The following is a 15975-nucleotide window of genomic DNA, read 5'->3' as shown; positions in this document are numbered from 1 at the left end:
TGTCCTATTTTTGATTCATCACCTGTTGCCATTTCCAGGCTGAAAGCATCATTTCGGCAAGCGAGTAGCGAGGTTGCCATCCAAGCAGACGGGTTGCTTTTTGGTTGTCGGAATATATGCTTACCACATCGCCGTCACGCCGCGGACCTATCTGATAGGGAAGTGATTGTCCGCTCACTTGCTCAAATGCTTTAATGGCTTCGAGAACAGTTACCCCGTTTCCGCTGCCGAGGTTAAAGACTTCATAGTTCTGCTCGTTTTTTTGTGCAATCAGGTATTGCAGGGCTTTGGTATGGGCATTGGCTATGTCTGAAACATGAACATAATCGCGCACACAGCTCCCATCTCTGGTTGGATAATCGTTTCCAAAAACTGTCATCGTTTTGCGAATACCCATGGCGGTTTGTGTGATGATGGGCACCAGATTTTCCGCCGATTCCTGCAATTCACCGATAAAGGCCGAAGGATGTGCCCCCACGGGATTAAAGTAACGCAAAGAAATAAAACTGCTCATTGGATTTACTTTGGCCACATCGGCCATAATTTGTTCCCCGATTTGTTTGGTATTTCCGTAAGGAGATTCAGCTTTTTGCAACGGCGATTCTTCAGTTACCGGTAGTTGCTCGGTGTTGCCATAAACCGAACAGGAAGAAGAAAAAATAAAATGAGGGATCTTGAATTTTTCAACAGCCCGAAGAATGTTAACCAATGAAGCAAGGTTGTTGTGATAATACAACAATGGGTTTGCAACCGATTCCGGCACAGATTTATAGGCAGCAAAATGAATAATACCGGTCAAATCGGGATGTTGATTGAACAATGAATCCGTTTCAACAGCATCGCACAGGTCAATGGGGTAATTCTGCAATCTTTGTCCGGTAATTTTAAAAACACCCTCCAGTAACCGCGTATCGGACCGGGAAAGGTTGTCAACAGTTATGACCTCAAATCCATTTTCTATCAGGTCAACTAAGGTATGAGCACCTATATAGCCACATCCGCCGGTTACTAAAATTTTCATTTAAATGCAGGAAAGTATTGTTATATGAGTTTAAAGTTCCGTCTTTAAACCAAAGACCTGAAGAATTAAAAATTTATGGCATCGCTGCTTTTTACCACCTTATACTTTTACCTTTTCGGGGGTAAGATTGTTGAGCAGATGGAAAACATCCGATTCTACAATTTTTCGCAACCCTTCAGTCAGAGTAGTATGGGGGCGATGCAGCAATTGAATCATCCGGCTCAGGTTGGGTTGCCGCCGACTCATATCGCCTTCTTTCAGAGGGGACAGGTGTACGATTTCAGAAGTGGTATCACAAACCTCCAGAATGGTATGTGCCAGATCTAAAATGGTTGTTTCCACATCATTGCCGATATTGATGACATCATTGGTGAACCGGTTGTTGTAAAAAGTATCTAAAACCGAATCGACATTATCGTCTATATAACAAAAAGTGCGGCTTTGCAATCCGTCTCCGTAAATGGTGATTGGCTGATTTTGAAGGGCGGCTCTCAAAAATTTAGAAATAACAAAATCAGCGCTTTGTTTAGGCCCATAGGTGTTGAAAAAACGCAAAATGGTGTAGTCTAACCCATATTCGCGATGATATGAGGTGCAAAATGCTTCCCCCACATTTTTTACCACCGCATAAGGCAAGCGAGAGTTGAGCGGAGTACTGATTTCATCCTGTGGAAACCTTACCGACTCTCCATACACTTCAGAAGAGGATGCATAAAAAACACGCTTTACCCCGGTATTTTTTGACAAGTGCAGGATGTTTTTAATGCCCTGAATATCTTCCAACACCTGTGTGGGATTGTTGAGGGTTCGTTGTACACCTACTACTGCGGCATAATGAAACACATAATCAAAGCTATGTGAAAACATAAGTGCCGATATATCGGCATAGTCGTTGGCGTTGCATTTTACAAACTTCCAGTTGTCCAGCTTTGCAGAAGGAAGTTTATACAAAGATCCGGTGAGCAGATTGTCAACCAACACCACCTTATTCTCGGGGTTTTGCACCAATCTGTCTGCCAGTGAACTTCCGATGAACCCTGCTCCGCCGGTAATTAGTATTTTATTCATACAATTATATTATAGCTTGTATCATAGAGGGCGTAAATATAAACATTCGTCTAAAAAAGTGGGGGCAAATTCTAAACATTCCACCCCTGACCGTTCAACTTGATTGGTAATGATTGGGGTCAGTGTTTCGAAAGCGGATAATAAACCCCAAAAATCCGGCAATTTTTACCGGAAAGTCAAATGAATTTGGTGGATTGGGTTGGACATTTGCTCAATGAAAAGGGAGTTGCAGTTTGAAAATCTGCTTCGAACAGCAATGCCTGTATAAGAGCGTGGCAGTACGATTGTTGAAAAAAACCAAATCATGCTGAACAATTACAGTTACTTACCTCTGCCTTGAAGCAATACCAAAATTGTGTAAATCATTACCTTGAAATCCAATGCCAATGACATATTTTCGATATACAGCAGGTCATGTTGCATGCGTTCAATCATCTCTTCAACGTTTTCTGCATAGCCGAACTTTACCATCCCCAGTGAAGTAATACCGGGCTGCACTTTTAACAAATGCCGGTAGGCAGGGGATTCGACAACAATTTTGTCTATATAGTAGCGACGTTCCGGACGCGGGCCTACCAGCGACATATCGCCTCTCAACACGTTGTAAAACTGTGGAATTTCATCTAACCGCCATTTTCGCATAAACCTGCCAAAAGGAGTAATCCGGTAATCGTGCTTGCTTGACAATTGTGGTCCTGACTTTTCGGCATCTATATACATAGACCTGTACTTATAGATGGTGAATGGCTTCCCGCCCTTGCCAACACGTTGTTGGGAATAGAAAATGGGACCGGGTGACGACATTCTGACCCTGACAGCAAGCAAGAGGTAAAGCGGGCTTAACAACATCAGAACAACACCCGAAGCAAGAATATCAATACCTCTTTTGATGATGCGTTGCCATTCGGGCATTAAATCGGGATAAATTTCGATGAGCGCTGTATCCAGTACATTGTTCATTCTAACTGACCCTGCAAGGATATCGTACATATCAGGGATGATTTTGATTACAATTTTCTGTTCAGCCAACTGATTGATGATGTCGTTAATGCGGTGATGTTCAGAGGTTTCAATGGCAATGATAACTTCATCAATGTGGTATTTTTCGATGATTTGGGGCAGCCCTTCTACAGTTCCCAAACTGGGGATAAGTTTTTCAAGATTATTAGACCGTTTGCCGTTGGCCTCAATAAATCCTAAAAACCGGTAGCCCAACGATCTCTTGCGACTTGAAATTTCTTTAAAAAGTTTGACCGCTTTGCCGTTTCCGCCAACGATAATGGTGTTATAGCCTACGGCATTTATACGCAACCGGTGATTGGCAATTGTAAGAATAATCATCCGAACAGTCAGGGTCGAAAGCAATTGAAGTCCAAACAATACAGCAAACAGTTTTTGATACCCCACCTGATCAGTAACTACATCATCAATCAACACCAGAAAAAACAAAGCAACTGCACCTAAAAAGGTGGTAACAAGACTGCGATACAACTCTGTCATTCGCGATTTCCGGTAAATATCGGAGTAGCTGCCCGAAACAAAATGTAAAAACAACCAGCTTAACGGGATGATCAAAATTCCTGAGTAAAACCGAGGAGTATCCAAAATATCCCAACCAAAAGCATAGCCTTCAACGGCAACTTTGCGGTAGGTGAAAAAGAGCGTCCAGGTGATCACTGCAGCAAGATAGTCGAACAGGATGTATAAAGCAACGCCCACAACTTTAGCCCTCCGCATCACAGTTAGCCTGTCAAACGGCACTTCTGCAACTGTAGGAGGAATTTGGTCATTATAGATGGTGTAGCTGACAGACAAAATGGCTAAGTTTTAAAGTTGATACAAAATTTTTACATTATCCCAAAAAAATACCGCCTGTTCGAGGTCTTCTTCAAGCTCACTTTTAAAAATCAACTGAATTTGATTTAACCCCTGTAAATTAAAAGCCGAAACGGTTTCGGTCAGGTCTATATATATTTTGTTCCAGGTTTCCTTTTTGTTGACATATAGTTGTGGCAACACAGCTCCGTCGCCGGTTTCATTGGTGCCCTTCAATGCAACCAAAAAAGGTTGATCGCATTTGTAGTTCATTTCTAAATAAACGGCAACTTTGTTTCCGGGAAGCTGGAACTTATCGAGGGTGCCGATTTCAAATCCGGAATTAACCGCATTAAGCGTCAGCATTGCAGAGCGGGAACCTTCAAACACATTGTTGGGATGATTGGTCAAGGTCAGTAAGTTGGTTTCGGGGTTCAGGTCAGTAAAACTATTGCCAACTTCAAAGTCTGCATTCAAAGCAAAAGCAGTATTGCCGGTATATCTGATTAAACTCGACCGGTTTACGGTTTGTAGGGGAGTGAGTTGTACACTAAAAGTATCCGGAGCATAAAACGGGTAAATAGTTCGGGTACTCGAAATTCCGTTGTTCATCACTCCCGCCCTCAATACAATCTGAGTAAGCCCTTCTTCCAAAACAGGAACAGATGCCGGCAGTTCATAAACCCCCAAAGATTGAGAATTGGCAAAAACCCATACGTTTCTGATATTTGCCGAAGCGCTGCCTTGTTCACTAAGGGCCAATACTTGCATCCCGTTAATCTGAATATAAGCAGGCATGCTTTCAGATTTTGAACATCCATAAACCAGCATCATTGCCCAACAAGCACAGCACAGCATTGCAAAACCCGTTATGTTTCGGAAAATTGAATGATGTTGTTGGGTACTCAATGTGTTAGATCGTTTAGGTTTAAAATTGGAGGGCGTTGTCTGTAACCCGGTAACAGCAACCCCTTGTTATCTCATTTCACCGATAAAAAACGGCTTAATTATTCTTTTGCCTGCTATCGGTTCATTTCTTCCATTACCCGGTAAGCTAATTGCATAGACCGCAATCCATCTTCAATCGGCACTTCTTCCTGAGTATTGTTTAAAATGCTCTGTGCAAATAATGTCAATTCCATTTGAATAGCATTGACCGGCTCTATCGCAGGTTTATCAAAGAGCAAATATTTAGGTGTATCGGTTGCATTGGGATAAACTTCAAGTGAAAGAAATTTTTCTTCCGGTTGGTCGGCTAAACTGACAATCTCAGTTTGCTTTTCTAAAAAGTCTATACTGATATAGGCATTGGGTTGAAAGATGCGGGTTTTGCGCATATTTTTTACCGATAACCGGCTTGCGGTTAAATTGGCAACACATCCACCCGCAAATTCTATACGCGCATTGGCAATATCGGGTGTGTTGGAAACCACAGCTACCCCACTTGCGCGAACTTCAGCAACTTCATCCTTTACCATTGTGAGCAGTATATCAATATCGTGAATCATTAAATCCAGCACTACCGACACATCAGTTCCGCGTGGGTTGAATTGCGCCAGTCGGTGGGTTTCGATAAATTTGGGCTGAAGATCCATTTTGCTGATGGCTAAAAATGCCGGATTAAAGCGTTCCACATGTCCAACCTGTGCCTTCACTCCGGCTCTCCGTGCCAGACGCACCATTTCTTCTGCCTCGGCTACCGTACTTGTCAAAGGTTTTTCTATAAAAATGTGTTTGTTCAGTGAGAGCGCTAAACAGGCGGTAGGAAAATGTTCCGGAGTTGGAGTTACGATGTCGGCTACATCAATCGCCATCATCAGAGATGTAGCATCCGTGAACCTGTGAACTTCAAATTCAGCGGCTGTGCGGAGCGCATTGTCTTCATCCGGGTCATAAAATCCGACAACATGGAATTGCGGGATTGATTTAAGCAGTTTCAGGTGGATTTTTCCAAGGTGTCCGGCACCAAAAACGCCAACATTAAGCATTCCGTTCTACTTGATTGGTAAAAGAGGCGCAAAGTTAGCATTTTATGGGCTGATTTTAACAGGTTGACCTTTAAAAACAAGCGTAACTTGCCCGTATCCGTTGTTTATTTTCATATTATCAGAACAGTTTAGTAATTTTGCATCCGTTTTCAGAACCTGCTGCATGAAAAAAGTCGCTTTTTATACCTTAGGATGCAAATTAAACTACTCCGAAACATCGGCAATGGGAAGACTCATGCAGGAACATGGCTTTAATACTGTAGCCTTTCACGAACAGCCCGATGTATATGTTATCAATACCTGTTCAGTTACCGACAATGCTGACAAAAAATGCCGTAAGGTCATAAAAGAAGCACTAAAATACTCGCCCGATGCCCGAATCGTAGTGGTAGGTTGTTATGCACAGCTAAAACCGGCCGAAATTTCTGAAATACCGGGAGTAGATTTAGTGTTAGGTGCATCCGAGAAATTTAATATCCCGCAACATCTTCTGAAGCTAACCGGCGAACAAAAAGGCACATACATTGTCAGTGATATTAAATCGGTTGATTTTTTTGTCAATGCTTATTCTTCGGGAGAGCGTACCCGCTCGTTTTTAAAAGTACAGGACGGTTGTGATTATAAATGTGCTTTTTGCACTATTCCGCTTGCACGCGGCAGCAGCCGCAGCGATTCCATTGAAAACATAGTGCGCAGTGCTCATGAAATAGTTCAGTTTGGTGTAAAGGAAATCGTGCTGACCGGAGTAAACATCGGCGACTATGGCCGGCAATTGAACACCGAAAAGCCGGAAGAAAAAACATTTCTCGACCTCATCAAAGCATTAGACAAAACTCCGGTCCCCCGTATCCGGATTTCATCCATAGAACCCAATCTTTTAACAAATGAGATCATTGAATTTGTTTCAAAATCTGAGCGGTTCATGCCCCATTTTCATATCCCGCTTCAATCCGGCAACAACCGGGTCCTGCGGTTAATGCGCCGTAGATATGTGCGGGAATTATATGCCGAAAGAGTTGCTAAAATCAAACAGCTTATGCCACATTGCTGCATAGGGGCAGATGTGATTGTAGGATTCCCTTCTGAAACAAACGAAGAATTTTTAGACACCTATAATTTCCTCAATCAACTCGATGTCTCTTATTTACATGTGTTCACATATTCCGAGCGCCCCAACACCCATGCTTTGAATATTAATCCCCCTGTACCTCTTTCCGTTAGGCAGGAAAGAAGCAAAATGTTACACATCTTGTCGGATAAAAAGCGCCGGTTTTTTTATCAGCAACACCTGAAAACTACACGCCCTGTTTTGTTCGAAGCCGAAACCAACGGGCAATCTATGTATGGTTTTACCGACAACTATATAAAAGTTGTTACCCCTTACGACCCTTTGCTCGTCAACGAAACCTGCCCGGTTTCCCTTGAAAGCATCAACTCTGAAAACTTGATGGAAGTTGCTTTTATGTCTGTTGAGGCTTATTGAAGTCCCTATTAAAATCTCATACTTGGTTTCGACACGGTATCAATTCAGTTTTAGCCTGATATTTACTCAATTTACGTGAGGTTGGAAATAGAATCCTTATTTTATCGGGTTTTTGGTATTGTTAAGCGGCAAATCTGACGGCGTAAAAGATTGAACCCTTATTATCTTATTTCTGATTAAATTTTTAATATCACCCTTTCAGGGTTCTTTGTCGCCAGGCGTTTGTTTGTTACAATCATTTCACCTCTTCGAGGTTTTATATTTTAACGGGCTTTCCGACTATTCACCACTCCACAAGTGCACTCTTTTCTTATAGAACCCCCAATAATTACCCAAATTTAATTCCAACCTCACGTTCAATTTGTGAGTTTCCTGCCAACACTCAAAAACATTTTGCATAATTGCAATTTGTAGATTTTATCAAATTAGACGTAACTTTGACCGCCAATCAATATTTACCGGGTAAATGCAAACTTTTGTTGCCGATCAAATGGGCAGAGAGGTATTTTTCAACATCCCTCCCCGAAGAATAGTTTCTTTAGTGCCTTCACAGACAGAACTGCTCAATTACCTTGGCTTAGATGAAGAGGTTGTGGGAATTACCAAATTTTGCATTCACCCCGGCAGTTGGTTAAAAACCAAAACTAAAGTTGGAGGCACAAAAAATTTTTCTTTAGAAAAAATCATACAACTCAATCCCGATTTGGTAATCGGCAATAAAGAGGAAAATATCCTTGAGGGTATTTCGATTCTTGAAAAGAAAGTACCGGTTTGGATGAGTGATATTAGCAATTTGTCCGAAGCGTTATGGATGATTCGAACAATAGGCAATATCACTTGCCAATCTGAAAAAGCAAATGAGCTGGCCACTAAAATAGAAGCTGAAGCATCAGTTTTGTCAAAGTCTGAAAAAAAATTCAGGGTACTGTATCTGATTTGGCAAAACCCTTTTATGGCTGCCGGACATCAGACATTTATTAACGACCTCCTTACCAACGTTTGCGGATTTGAAAATGCTTTGCCTCCTGAACTAACCCGCTATCCTCAACTTTCAGAAAACGACATGAAAACATGCCGGCCGGATTTGGTGTTGTTATCATCTGAACCCTATCCTTTTAAACAAAAACATATTCCTGCAATTCAAATGATTTTACCTCATACCCGAATTTTACCGGTTAATGGAGAAATGTTTTCGTGGTATGGGAGTCGGTTGCTTTTAGCTATACCCTTTTTTCATCAACTGATTGCTGACATAAACTCAGATTATAACTAAATCTTCAACTTAGCATTGTCAGTATGGTTATTTTGATATTGATTTTTTTTGAATGCTTTTTTACTATCTGACCAACAATTATTGCTCGTTTAAATAGAAATTTCATTCTTCTTCAAGATTCTTTTAAAATAAAATGACCCTAAAACCAATCCTTGTTGCTCTAATTTTTGGTTTGTCCTTGTTTGTACAACCTAAAGCCAATTCACAAAATTTGCAGGATTATCAGGACTTACCGGGCATATTGGTCAAGACAATAGCTCAGTTTCAAGATTCAACCCGGAGAATTTTTAACAACGGAGAACAGGTATTTAAAGCCGAGCTCATCCGTAATTTTTATGTTCAACGGGGCTATTCGCCGATATGGATTGTGGGGCGTTATGTGCCTGAACGCACCCTTGATTTTACCGGCTGTTTTTTCAACATCTGCGAAGAAAATGGCTTAGCTCCCGTCAATTATCATCAAATTGCCATTAAAGATCAGTTGGCAAAATTGACCGCAAACAAAGAAAATAGTCCGGTAGAGACACTTATTACTCTGGAACTTTTACTGACAGACAGCTTTTTGCAACTCGGAACTCATTTGCAAAACGGTGCCGTTCGTCCTGATAGCATTGGGCTTGTATGGAAACCTATGAGAATTGAATTAGATATAGTAGCTCAACTTTTACAGGTTATTCAAACTCAAGGCTCCGTTTGCGAGATACTACATTCTTTTGAACCCCAGCAAAATGAATACAAACAGTTAAAACAGCTGCTAAAAGACTATCAGAATCAACCCGATTGGGGAAAACTGTCTGCAAAATGGAATCTATTGCTTCAAAAAGGAGACTATAGTCCGCTGGTGATTGACCTTCGCAAAAGATTGCAATTGAGCGGAGAACTGAGCCTAAATACATCAATAACCGACTATTTTGACAAAGAATTAGAAACAGCAGTGATGCTGTTTCAACGCAGACACGGTCTTTATTACGATGGATTGGTACGTATCAACGTAATCAACGAGTTGAATATCAGTCCTCAACACCGTATTATGCAAATTAAAGCGAACATGGAGCGTTGGCGTTGGGCACCTGAAACATGGGGCAATACCTATGTAATGGTCAATTTGCCCGATTATCGTCTGAACATGTTTGAAAACGGAGAAAAAACATATAGTGAACTCATAATCGTTGGGCGAGAAAACTATCCTACACCAATTTTTGCCGATACAATTACTTATTTAGTGTTCAATCCCTTTTGGTATATGCCGGCCAGTATCGCAAAAAACGAATTGATGAAAGAGGTTGACTATGATGCCAACTTTTTCATAAACAACGATATTAAGGTATTTAAGGGCAACAAACTCATCAATCCGACCTCCGTTAACTGGCAAAATGTTGACCTGAGTCAATACTATTTCAGGCAGGGTGCCAGCGCATTTAACCCGATGGGAGTGGTTAAGTTCATGTTTCCCAATGCGTTTGATATATATATTCACGACACCCCCTCCAAAGAATTGTTCAACAACAGCCGTCGCTCTTATAGTCATGGTTGCATCAGGGTAAACAACCCGCTTGAACTGGCAAAACATCTGCTCAAATCAGACCCTAAATGGAATGATAAGAAAATTGAGGAGGTCATCCATAGCCAAAAAGAGACTACTGTTAAGCTCAAATCCCATATCCCTATTTTTCTGGTCTATCAATCTGCTTTTATTGACCCCTATACCAATGAAGTAAATTTCAGAGAAGACCTATACAGCTGGGATAAGAAAATTTTTAACCTTTTAACCGGGCAGGCAGTAATTGAATAAACTCTTGCCTCTAACCGGAGTTTTCTATATAATTCCTCTGCTCATCCTATTTATAGGATATTCAATTGATTACTTAACAGGCTTAATGCAACTTTTTTAATTGATGTAGGACAAAAACATCTGTTGGCTGAAAACAAGGAACGAAAGTCAAATGATTTAAAAGTATCTTTTGATCAACAAATTACTCCTATTTTCGCATCTTTATTTAGAAAAAATCTAAACAACCTGAACTATATCAAAAAACATGCGTTATCTTTGTACTAAAATTTAACTTTTGTATGCAAACACTAAAATTGCCGATATATCTCGACAATAGCGCAACTACCCCGATGGATCCGCGTGTTCTGGAAGCCATGTTACCGTATTTTACCGAGCAGTTTGGCAATGCTGCAAGTAGAAATCATCCATTTGGTTGGTCTGCCGAAGAAGCAGTTGACTATGGGCGCGGGCAAATTGCTCAACTCATCAACGCCAATCCCAAAGAAATCATCTTTACTTCCGGTGCCACCGAAGCAATCAATTTAGCCATAAAAGGGGTTGCTGATATGTATTCGCGACAAGGCAACCATATCATTACCGTTAAGACTGAGCATAAAGCCGTTTTAGATACGTGTAAAAACCTTCAGAAAAAAGGAATAGATGTAACTTATCTGGATGTTCAGGAAGATGGATTAATCAGTCTCGAAGTTCTGGAAAAAGCTTTTACCCCAAAAACTATTTTAGTTTCGGTGATGTTTGCCAACAACGAAATTGGTGTTCTTCAACCTATCGAAGAAATCGCACGGATTACCCATAAACACGGCGCATTGTTTATGACAGATGCCACTCAGGCAGTTGGAAAAGTGCCGGTTGATGTTCAAAAGTTAGGAATTGACCTGATGAGTTTTACCGCACACAAAATGTATGGACCTAAAGGAGTAGGTGCGTTATTTGTTCGGCGTAAAAACCCAAGGGTCAAACTAACAGCCCAATTAGATGGAGGCGGGCACGAAAGGGGTATGCGTTCCGGTACGTTAAATGTGCCCGGAATTGTAGGCTTTGGCAAAGCTGCCGAACTTTGCCGTCTCGAAATGTCCACAGAATCTGAAAGGCTTTCTAACCTGAGAAACAAACTGGAATCCGGTCTCATAAAATTAGAAGAAAGCTATATTAATGGTAACACGCAACACCGTTTGCCCCATATCACCAATATCTCCTTTAAATATGTGGAAGGCGAAGGACTGATGATGGGTTTCAACAAAAACATCGGAGTTTCGTCAGGTTCTGCCTGTACTTCTGCATCGCTGGAGCCTTCTTATGTTTTAGTCGCTTTGGGGTTAGATGATGAGCTTGCTCATTCGTCAATCCGCTTCAGCCTTGGCCGATTCAACACCGAAGAACAAATTGATTACACCATTGAGCAGGTTACCAAAGCCGTAAACCGGATGAGGGAACTTAGTCCTTTATGGGAAATGTTTAAAGAAGGAATAGACCTTAAAACAATTCAATGGGCTGACCATTGATTTTAACTATTATACAATTCAATCCACCTTTAAAATCATACACACCATGGCATACTCAGATAAAGTGTTAGACCACTATAACAATCCCCGCAATGTGGGAACAATTGATAAAAGTAAAAAAAATGTTGGAACAGGTTTGGTAGGCGCTCCCGAATGTGGCGATGTTATGCGCTTACAAATTGAAGTTGAAGAAGAAACCGGTCTTATCACCGATGCTAAATTCAAAACCTTCGGTTGCGGTTCTGCTATTGCTTCTTCTTCCTTAGCTACAGAATGGCTCAAAGGTAAAACCATTGACGAAGCCCTCGAAATTGACAATATGGACATCGTGGAAGAGTTGAATTTACCTCCGGTTAAAATACACTGCTCTGTATTGGCTGAAGATGCAATCAAAGCAGCTATTAACGACTACCGCATTAAAAACGGATTAGAGCCGGTTAAATTTGAAGAAAGCATTGTTCACTAAGAACGACCGCTATAAAAAACACGGCAACCAAAAATAACACCAATCATAGCTATCGCCTTCTAAACAGAAATTGATATGATTTACATCAGTGAAGATGCAAAAAGCAAAATCTGCGAATTAAAAGAACAGGCACATCTGAATGAAGACTACTTCCTTCGGGTTGGCGTGGTAGGAGGAGGCTGTTCGGGACTGTCTTATAAAATGGATTTTGACAACCAAACCCATCCAAGTGATCAGATTTTTGAAGACAAAGGCATTAAGATAGTTACCGACCTAAAAAGTTTTCTCTATCTTTTTGATACTGAACTCAATTTTTCGCGCGGACTTGATGGTAAAGGGTTTTATTTCGTAAACCCTAATGCTGCCCGCACTTGTGGATGTGGGGAAAGTTTTGCGGTATAAGCTTCTATCGTTGAATACGAGGCGAAAGACATTATTCATTCACAACTAAAAGCCGCCCTTGTTTTTATAAACTGGGCGGCTTTTAGTTTTTGGTTCTCTATATTGAGGATTAACTGCACAGAAATGAATAAGACAAGTTATTGGGATATAATTTGTACTTCGACACAAACAGCAATTTAATGCTCGTTTGCCGGCAAAGGCCATCCCTTTGATTCATAAAATAGCTGCATAAATGTCCTCGCAACTTCTTCATGCTTAAACAGTGAAGTGGGATCTTCAGGATTAAAACAAATAGATAAAGAAGTGTCGAAAGGTGTAGATGCCGTAAAAACATTGGCATTAACCAAATTGCGCTCAATCAGTTTAAAAGTAGAAAGCGGTTCGAACGGGAGTTTGAACTGTCCGATTAACTTTAATAAGAAAGGGCGTGTTGCGGCTATTGGGTAACTTTCGACTAAACTATTCCATGCAAACATGGGATTTTCGATATAAGATAATTCAGACAGATAGTTTCTAAAGGAATTGATCAGCCTCGGATTCCCCGCTTCAATAAAATGGACCGCAAAAGCAATATGGCTCAGTGTATATGCATTTCGGGAGATATGGAAAGCAACTTCTGAGGTATGTGGAACTAATGTTTTAACCTGAAAACGGAAAACATTGAGGAAAAATCCGAGTAATGGAACATCTTCGGCTTGAGTGCGTGTCCGGCTGTTTTCGTAGCGGCGTTTAAACACATAATTAGCTAAAGCACGGGACAGATGAAAATCAACATGGTAAAAAACCCATAACAACCGGAATAGTGCGTCTTTGTTGACTTCTCGTTTGATTTTTTCTAACCAAACGGCAGATTCTACGCTATGAATCCAGTTTTTTAACCCATCGGGGTCAAGTTGCAGCAATTCCCATAACACCCGGTTGAGTTCAATATTATTGTACCGTTCTAAAAAATCAGCAACAGGAATTTGAAAAACCAAAGAGGTAATTTCGTTGGCAATGATGTCGAACTGCTCATTTTTTTGTTCTATGGCCAATCGCTTGATTTGTTTGATGAACGGCAGGAAACCACGACTGAGCGGAACCTGAATTTGTGCAGGCAAATCAACCTCAGCTATAATTTTATTGACCAACAATTTATGGGCTGCCGGTGCTAAAGTCGCCAAATTATGAGATAAAAGCGATAAATCAGTCAGTTTCTCTTTTTGAACAACCACAGACTCAGCCATATATTTGGCTATAGTTTGGAGCTGAAGTTTTTGTAGTTCGGTGGTAAATACTTTGCTAAAACCCGAAAGTAGTCTTCCAAATAACGATACAGCGGGTTTGTATTGGGCATACAACTCTTCGATTTTTGCTTTTGTTAAAAACTGAATAAAAGAAGCAACACCTTTTGCCGAATTCGGGTTTTTAAATCTGCAACTATATAAAAGATTTGGAAGTTGGTTGATGTCCTGATAATGGTTTAGGTCGGTTGAATTTGGGTCGTATTGTTGAATTGTTGACATAGGTTGAGTGGTGGTTGGTTAATTGGGTTAAATTAAATTAGATGCAACAATATGCTTTTAGATAACGATATAAAAACAAATTAAGTGTTTCTAAGTTAAAGAAATTTTGATTTTTTTACCGCAAGATAAAAACTTCACTTAAAATCTTCAAATAAACACAAAAAATAGTTTAGAACTGCCCGTTTATGCAATTATACAATCATATACAAAACAAAAACCTTGACTATTGAAAAGCCAATAATCAAGGTTTGTGTTGTTAAAGTGGGCCCTCAGGGGCTCGAACCCCGGACCTACGGATTATGAGTCCGCTGCTCTAACCGACTGAGCTAAGAGCCCTGCTTTTTAAAACTACCGCACAAAAATAAACATTTTTCCGGTTACAACTAACTAAAGGTTAAAATAATTCAACCGGTCAATATTTTTTCCCCTTTTCTATCTGTTTGAACAGATAGTAAGTTTAGCTCGATACATCCACACTGCATTGAAAAACGGTTATTCACAATGTTAACTATCACTAAATGCCTGCAAAGTTCTACAGTCCGGAAGTTACATTTATATCAGTTGGTCTTGGTAAATTCGCATTTATAAAAAGCAATTCATAATACCCCCCCTTTAGTAGATGTAGAAGTTTGGAAGATTGATTTAACTCTATGGTGTCTATAATTATTTGATTTGAAGCTATTTGTGGAAAATAAAATATTTGATTCTGTAGCGAATGGGTTTTGAAGGAATATTCTTCAAGGCTAAATCTGACATTGTTTCTGAAACAACCAAACAATTATTAATAATTTTAAAACCCGGATGAATATATATCGGGGCTTCGTTCAATAAGTGTTAAAAAAAGAACTTTTCCAAGTATTCCTGACTATCTATACATCAAACCCTTATAAATTGCTTTATACTCTTAACTGTTCATTTGAGAAGATTGTAAAAAGGACAAAAAACTAAGAATAATTGTTAGAATTTGATGGTTTGTGTAATTTTGCCTCATTATCCGGTAACAAAACCGATTTTAATAAGTCTAATGTACTAAATTGCCTGAATATGATAGAAGATTCAAAATTAGAAATTGAAGCTGCCGAAGAGTTAATGACGCATGCTTTGGAACATTTACAAAAAGAACTGCAGGGCGTGAGAGCAGGTAAAGCCACTCCCGCCATGCTGCAAAATGTTTTTGTAGATTACTACGGAGCACATACCCCCGTCAGTCAGGTTGCAAATATCAACTCATTAGATGCCCGAACTTTGAGCATACAACCTTATGAAAAAAATATGGTAGCCCCTATAGAAAAGGCAATTTTTGCAGCTAATCTGGGAGTTACACCACAAAATGATGGACAAATTATCAGAATTACAATTCCGCCTATGACCCAGGAACGCAGGCTTCTCTTAGTGAAGCAGGTAAAGGATATGGGTGAACATACGCGGGTCAGTATTCGCAATGCCCGACGCGAAGCCATCCATAATATTAAAAAATTGGTGAAGGATGGTTTGTCAGAGGATATGGGAAAAAATTCAGAACACGAAATTCAAGAATTAACCGATAAATTCATCGAGAAAACAGATAAGGTGGTTCATGCTAAAGAAACTGAAATTATGACCGTTTAAGTAAAAACGGTTTTAATTGACTTTCTTTTGAAGTAATTAGTAAAAAAGAGGG

General features: G+C 40.2%; 13 protein-coding genes and 1 tRNA gene. 7 read left to right on the top strand and 7 right to left on the bottom strand.

Annotation, left to right across the window (positions count from 1 at the left end; all coding sequences use genetic code 11):
- Window positions 1-4: 4 nt before the first annotated feature.
- From galE to IPM47_06745, 5 genes are all read right to left on the bottom strand, one after another.
- Window positions 5-1021 (bottom strand): UDP-glucose 4-epimerase GalE, encoded by a 1017-nt coding sequence (galE, locus tag IPM47_06765; GenBank protein QQS30626.1) that lies wholly within the window; start codon window positions 1019-1021, stop codon window positions 5-7.
- Between the two features lie 99 nt (window positions 1022-1120).
- The gene (locus IPM47_06760) at window positions 1121-2089 is read right to left on the bottom strand and encodes an NAD-dependent epimerase/dehydratase family protein (GenBank protein ID QQS30625.1); all 969 of its coding nucleotides are present in this window, start codon (window positions 2087-2089) and stop codon (window positions 1121-1123) included.
- A 321-nt stretch (window positions 2090-2410) separates the two neighbouring features.
- Entirely contained in the window at window positions 2411-3826 is a 1416-nt protein-coding gene (locus IPM47_06755) for a sugar transferase (protein QQS31408.1), read from the bottom strand.
- A 90-nt stretch (window positions 3827-3916) separates the two neighbouring features.
- On the bottom strand, window positions 3917-4702 hold the full coding sequence (locus IPM47_06750; GenBank protein QQS30624.1) for a hypothetical protein: 786 nt from the start codon (window positions 4700-4702) through the stop codon (window positions 3917-3919).
- 224 nt (window positions 4703-4926) lie between these two features.
- Window positions 4927-5892: a Gfo/Idh/MocA family oxidoreductase gene (locus tag IPM47_06745; GenBank protein ID QQS30623.1), complete on the bottom strand. Its 966-nt coding sequence runs from the start codon at window positions 5890-5892 to the stop codon at window positions 4927-4929.
- A 163-nt stretch (window positions 5893-6055) separates the two neighbouring features.
- On the opposite strand from IPM47_06745, the gene mtaB reads away from it, so the two are divergent.
- The 6 genes from mtaB (at window position 6056) to IPM47_06715 (ending at window position 12810) form a co-directional block, all read left to right on the top strand.
- Window positions 6056-7375, top strand: a complete 1320-nt coding sequence (gene mtaB / locus IPM47_06740) for a tRNA (N(6)-L-threonylcarbamoyladenosine(37)-C(2))-methylthiotransferase MtaB (protein ID QQS30622.1) — start codon at window positions 6056-6058, stop codon at window positions 7373-7375.
- A gap of 466 nt (window positions 7376-7841) precedes the next feature.
- Window positions 7842-8648 carry an ABC transporter substrate-binding protein gene (locus tag IPM47_06735; protein QQS30621.1) on the top strand — a complete coding sequence of 269 codons (807 nt, stop codon included), beginning with the start codon at window positions 7842-7844 and terminating at the stop codon, window positions 8646-8648.
- A gap of 133 nt (window positions 8649-8781) precedes the next feature.
- Window positions 8782-10440 (top strand): L,D-transpeptidase family protein, encoded by a 1659-nt coding sequence (locus IPM47_06730; protein QQS30620.1) that lies wholly within the window; start codon window positions 8782-8784, stop codon window positions 10438-10440.
- Between the two features lie 278 nt (window positions 10441-10718).
- Window positions 10719-11942 carry an IscS subfamily cysteine desulfurase gene (locus IPM47_06725; protein ID QQS30619.1) on the top strand — a complete coding sequence of 408 codons (1224 nt, stop codon included), beginning with the start codon at window positions 10719-10721 and terminating at the stop codon, window positions 11940-11942.
- A 46-nt stretch (window positions 11943-11988) separates the two neighbouring features.
- Complete coding sequence (gene iscU / locus IPM47_06720; protein QQS30618.1) at window positions 11989-12408, top strand: Fe-S cluster assembly scaffold IscU; 420 nt, start codon at window positions 11989-11991, stop codon at window positions 12406-12408.
- 75 nt (window positions 12409-12483) lie between these two features.
- Window positions 12484-12810 carry an iron-sulfur cluster assembly accessory protein gene (locus IPM47_06715; protein QQS30617.1) on the top strand — a complete coding sequence of 109 codons (327 nt, stop codon included), beginning with the start codon at window positions 12484-12486 and terminating at the stop codon, window positions 12808-12810.
- 176 nt (window positions 12811-12986) lie between these two features.
- Here the strand turns inward: IPM47_06715 and IPM47_06710 are convergent, their stop codons facing one another.
- A complete protein-coding gene (locus tag IPM47_06710; GenBank protein ID QQS30616.1) occupies window positions 12987-14315 on the bottom strand; it encodes a hypothetical protein in 1329 nt (442 codons plus the stop codon).
- Window positions 14316-14577: 262 nt separating this feature from the next.
- A tRNA-Ile gene (locus IPM47_06705) sits at window positions 14578-14651 on the bottom strand.
- A 708-nt stretch (window positions 14652-15359) separates the two neighbouring features.
- Here IPM47_06705 and frr point away from each other — a divergent pair.
- A complete protein-coding gene (gene frr, locus IPM47_06700; protein ID QQS30615.1) occupies window positions 15360-15923 on the top strand; it encodes a ribosome recycling factor in 564 nt (187 codons plus the stop codon).
- Window positions 15924-15975 lie beyond the last annotated feature (52 nt).

The sequence above is a fragment of the Sphingobacteriales bacterium genome, from assembly GCA_016700115.1.
In the GTDB taxonomy this organism is placed as follows: domain Bacteria; phylum Bacteroidota; class Bacteroidia; order Chitinophagales; family UBA2359; genus UBA2359.
This window is presented reverse-complemented; position numbering and strand designations above follow the sequence as displayed.

Excerpts from the sequence above, each read along its gene's own strand:
- galE (QQS30626.1), bottom strand. The coding sequence starts at position 1,021 with ATGAAAATTTTAGTAACCGGCGGATGTGGCTATATAGGTGCTCATACC.
- IPM47_06760 (QQS30625.1), bottom strand. The coding sequence starts at position 2,089 with ATGAATAAAATACTAATTACCGGCGGAGCAGGGTTCATCGGAAGTTCA.
- IPM47_06755 (QQS31408.1), bottom strand. The coding sequence starts at position 3,826 with ATGCGGAGGGCTAAAGTTGTGGGCGTTGCTTTATACATCCTGTTCGAC.
- IPM47_06750 (QQS30624.1), bottom strand. The coding sequence starts at position 4,702 with ATGCCTGCTTATATTCAGATTAACGGGATGCAAGTATTGGCCCTTAGT.
- IPM47_06745 (QQS30623.1), bottom strand. The coding sequence starts at position 5,892 with ATGCTTAATGTTGGCGTTTTTGGTGCCGGACACCTTGGAAAAATCCAC.
- mtaB (QQS30622.1), top strand. The coding sequence starts at position 6,056 with ATGAAAAAAGTCGCTTTTTATACCTTAGGATGCAAATTAAACTACTCC.
- IPM47_06735 (QQS30621.1), top strand. The coding sequence starts at position 7,842 with ATGCAAACTTTTGTTGCCGATCAAATGGGCAGAGAGGTATTTTTCAAC.
- IPM47_06730 (QQS30620.1), top strand. The coding sequence starts at position 8,782 with ATGACCCTAAAACCAATCCTTGTTGCTCTAATTTTTGGTTTGTCCTTG.
- IPM47_06725 (QQS30619.1), top strand. The coding sequence starts at position 10,719 with ATGCAAACACTAAAATTGCCGATATATCTCGACAATAGCGCAACTACC.
- iscU (QQS30618.1), top strand. The coding sequence starts at position 11,989 with ATGGCATACTCAGATAAAGTGTTAGACCACTATAACAATCCCCGCAAT.
- IPM47_06715 (QQS30617.1), top strand. The coding sequence starts at position 12,484 with ATGATTTACATCAGTGAAGATGCAAAAAGCAAAATCTGCGAATTAAAA.
- IPM47_06710 (QQS30616.1), bottom strand. The coding sequence starts at position 14,315 with ATGTCAACAATTCAACAATACGACCCAAATTCAACCGACCTAAACCAT.
- frr (QQS30615.1), top strand. The coding sequence starts at position 15,360 with ATGATAGAAGATTCAAAATTAGAAATTGAAGCTGCCGAAGAGTTAATG.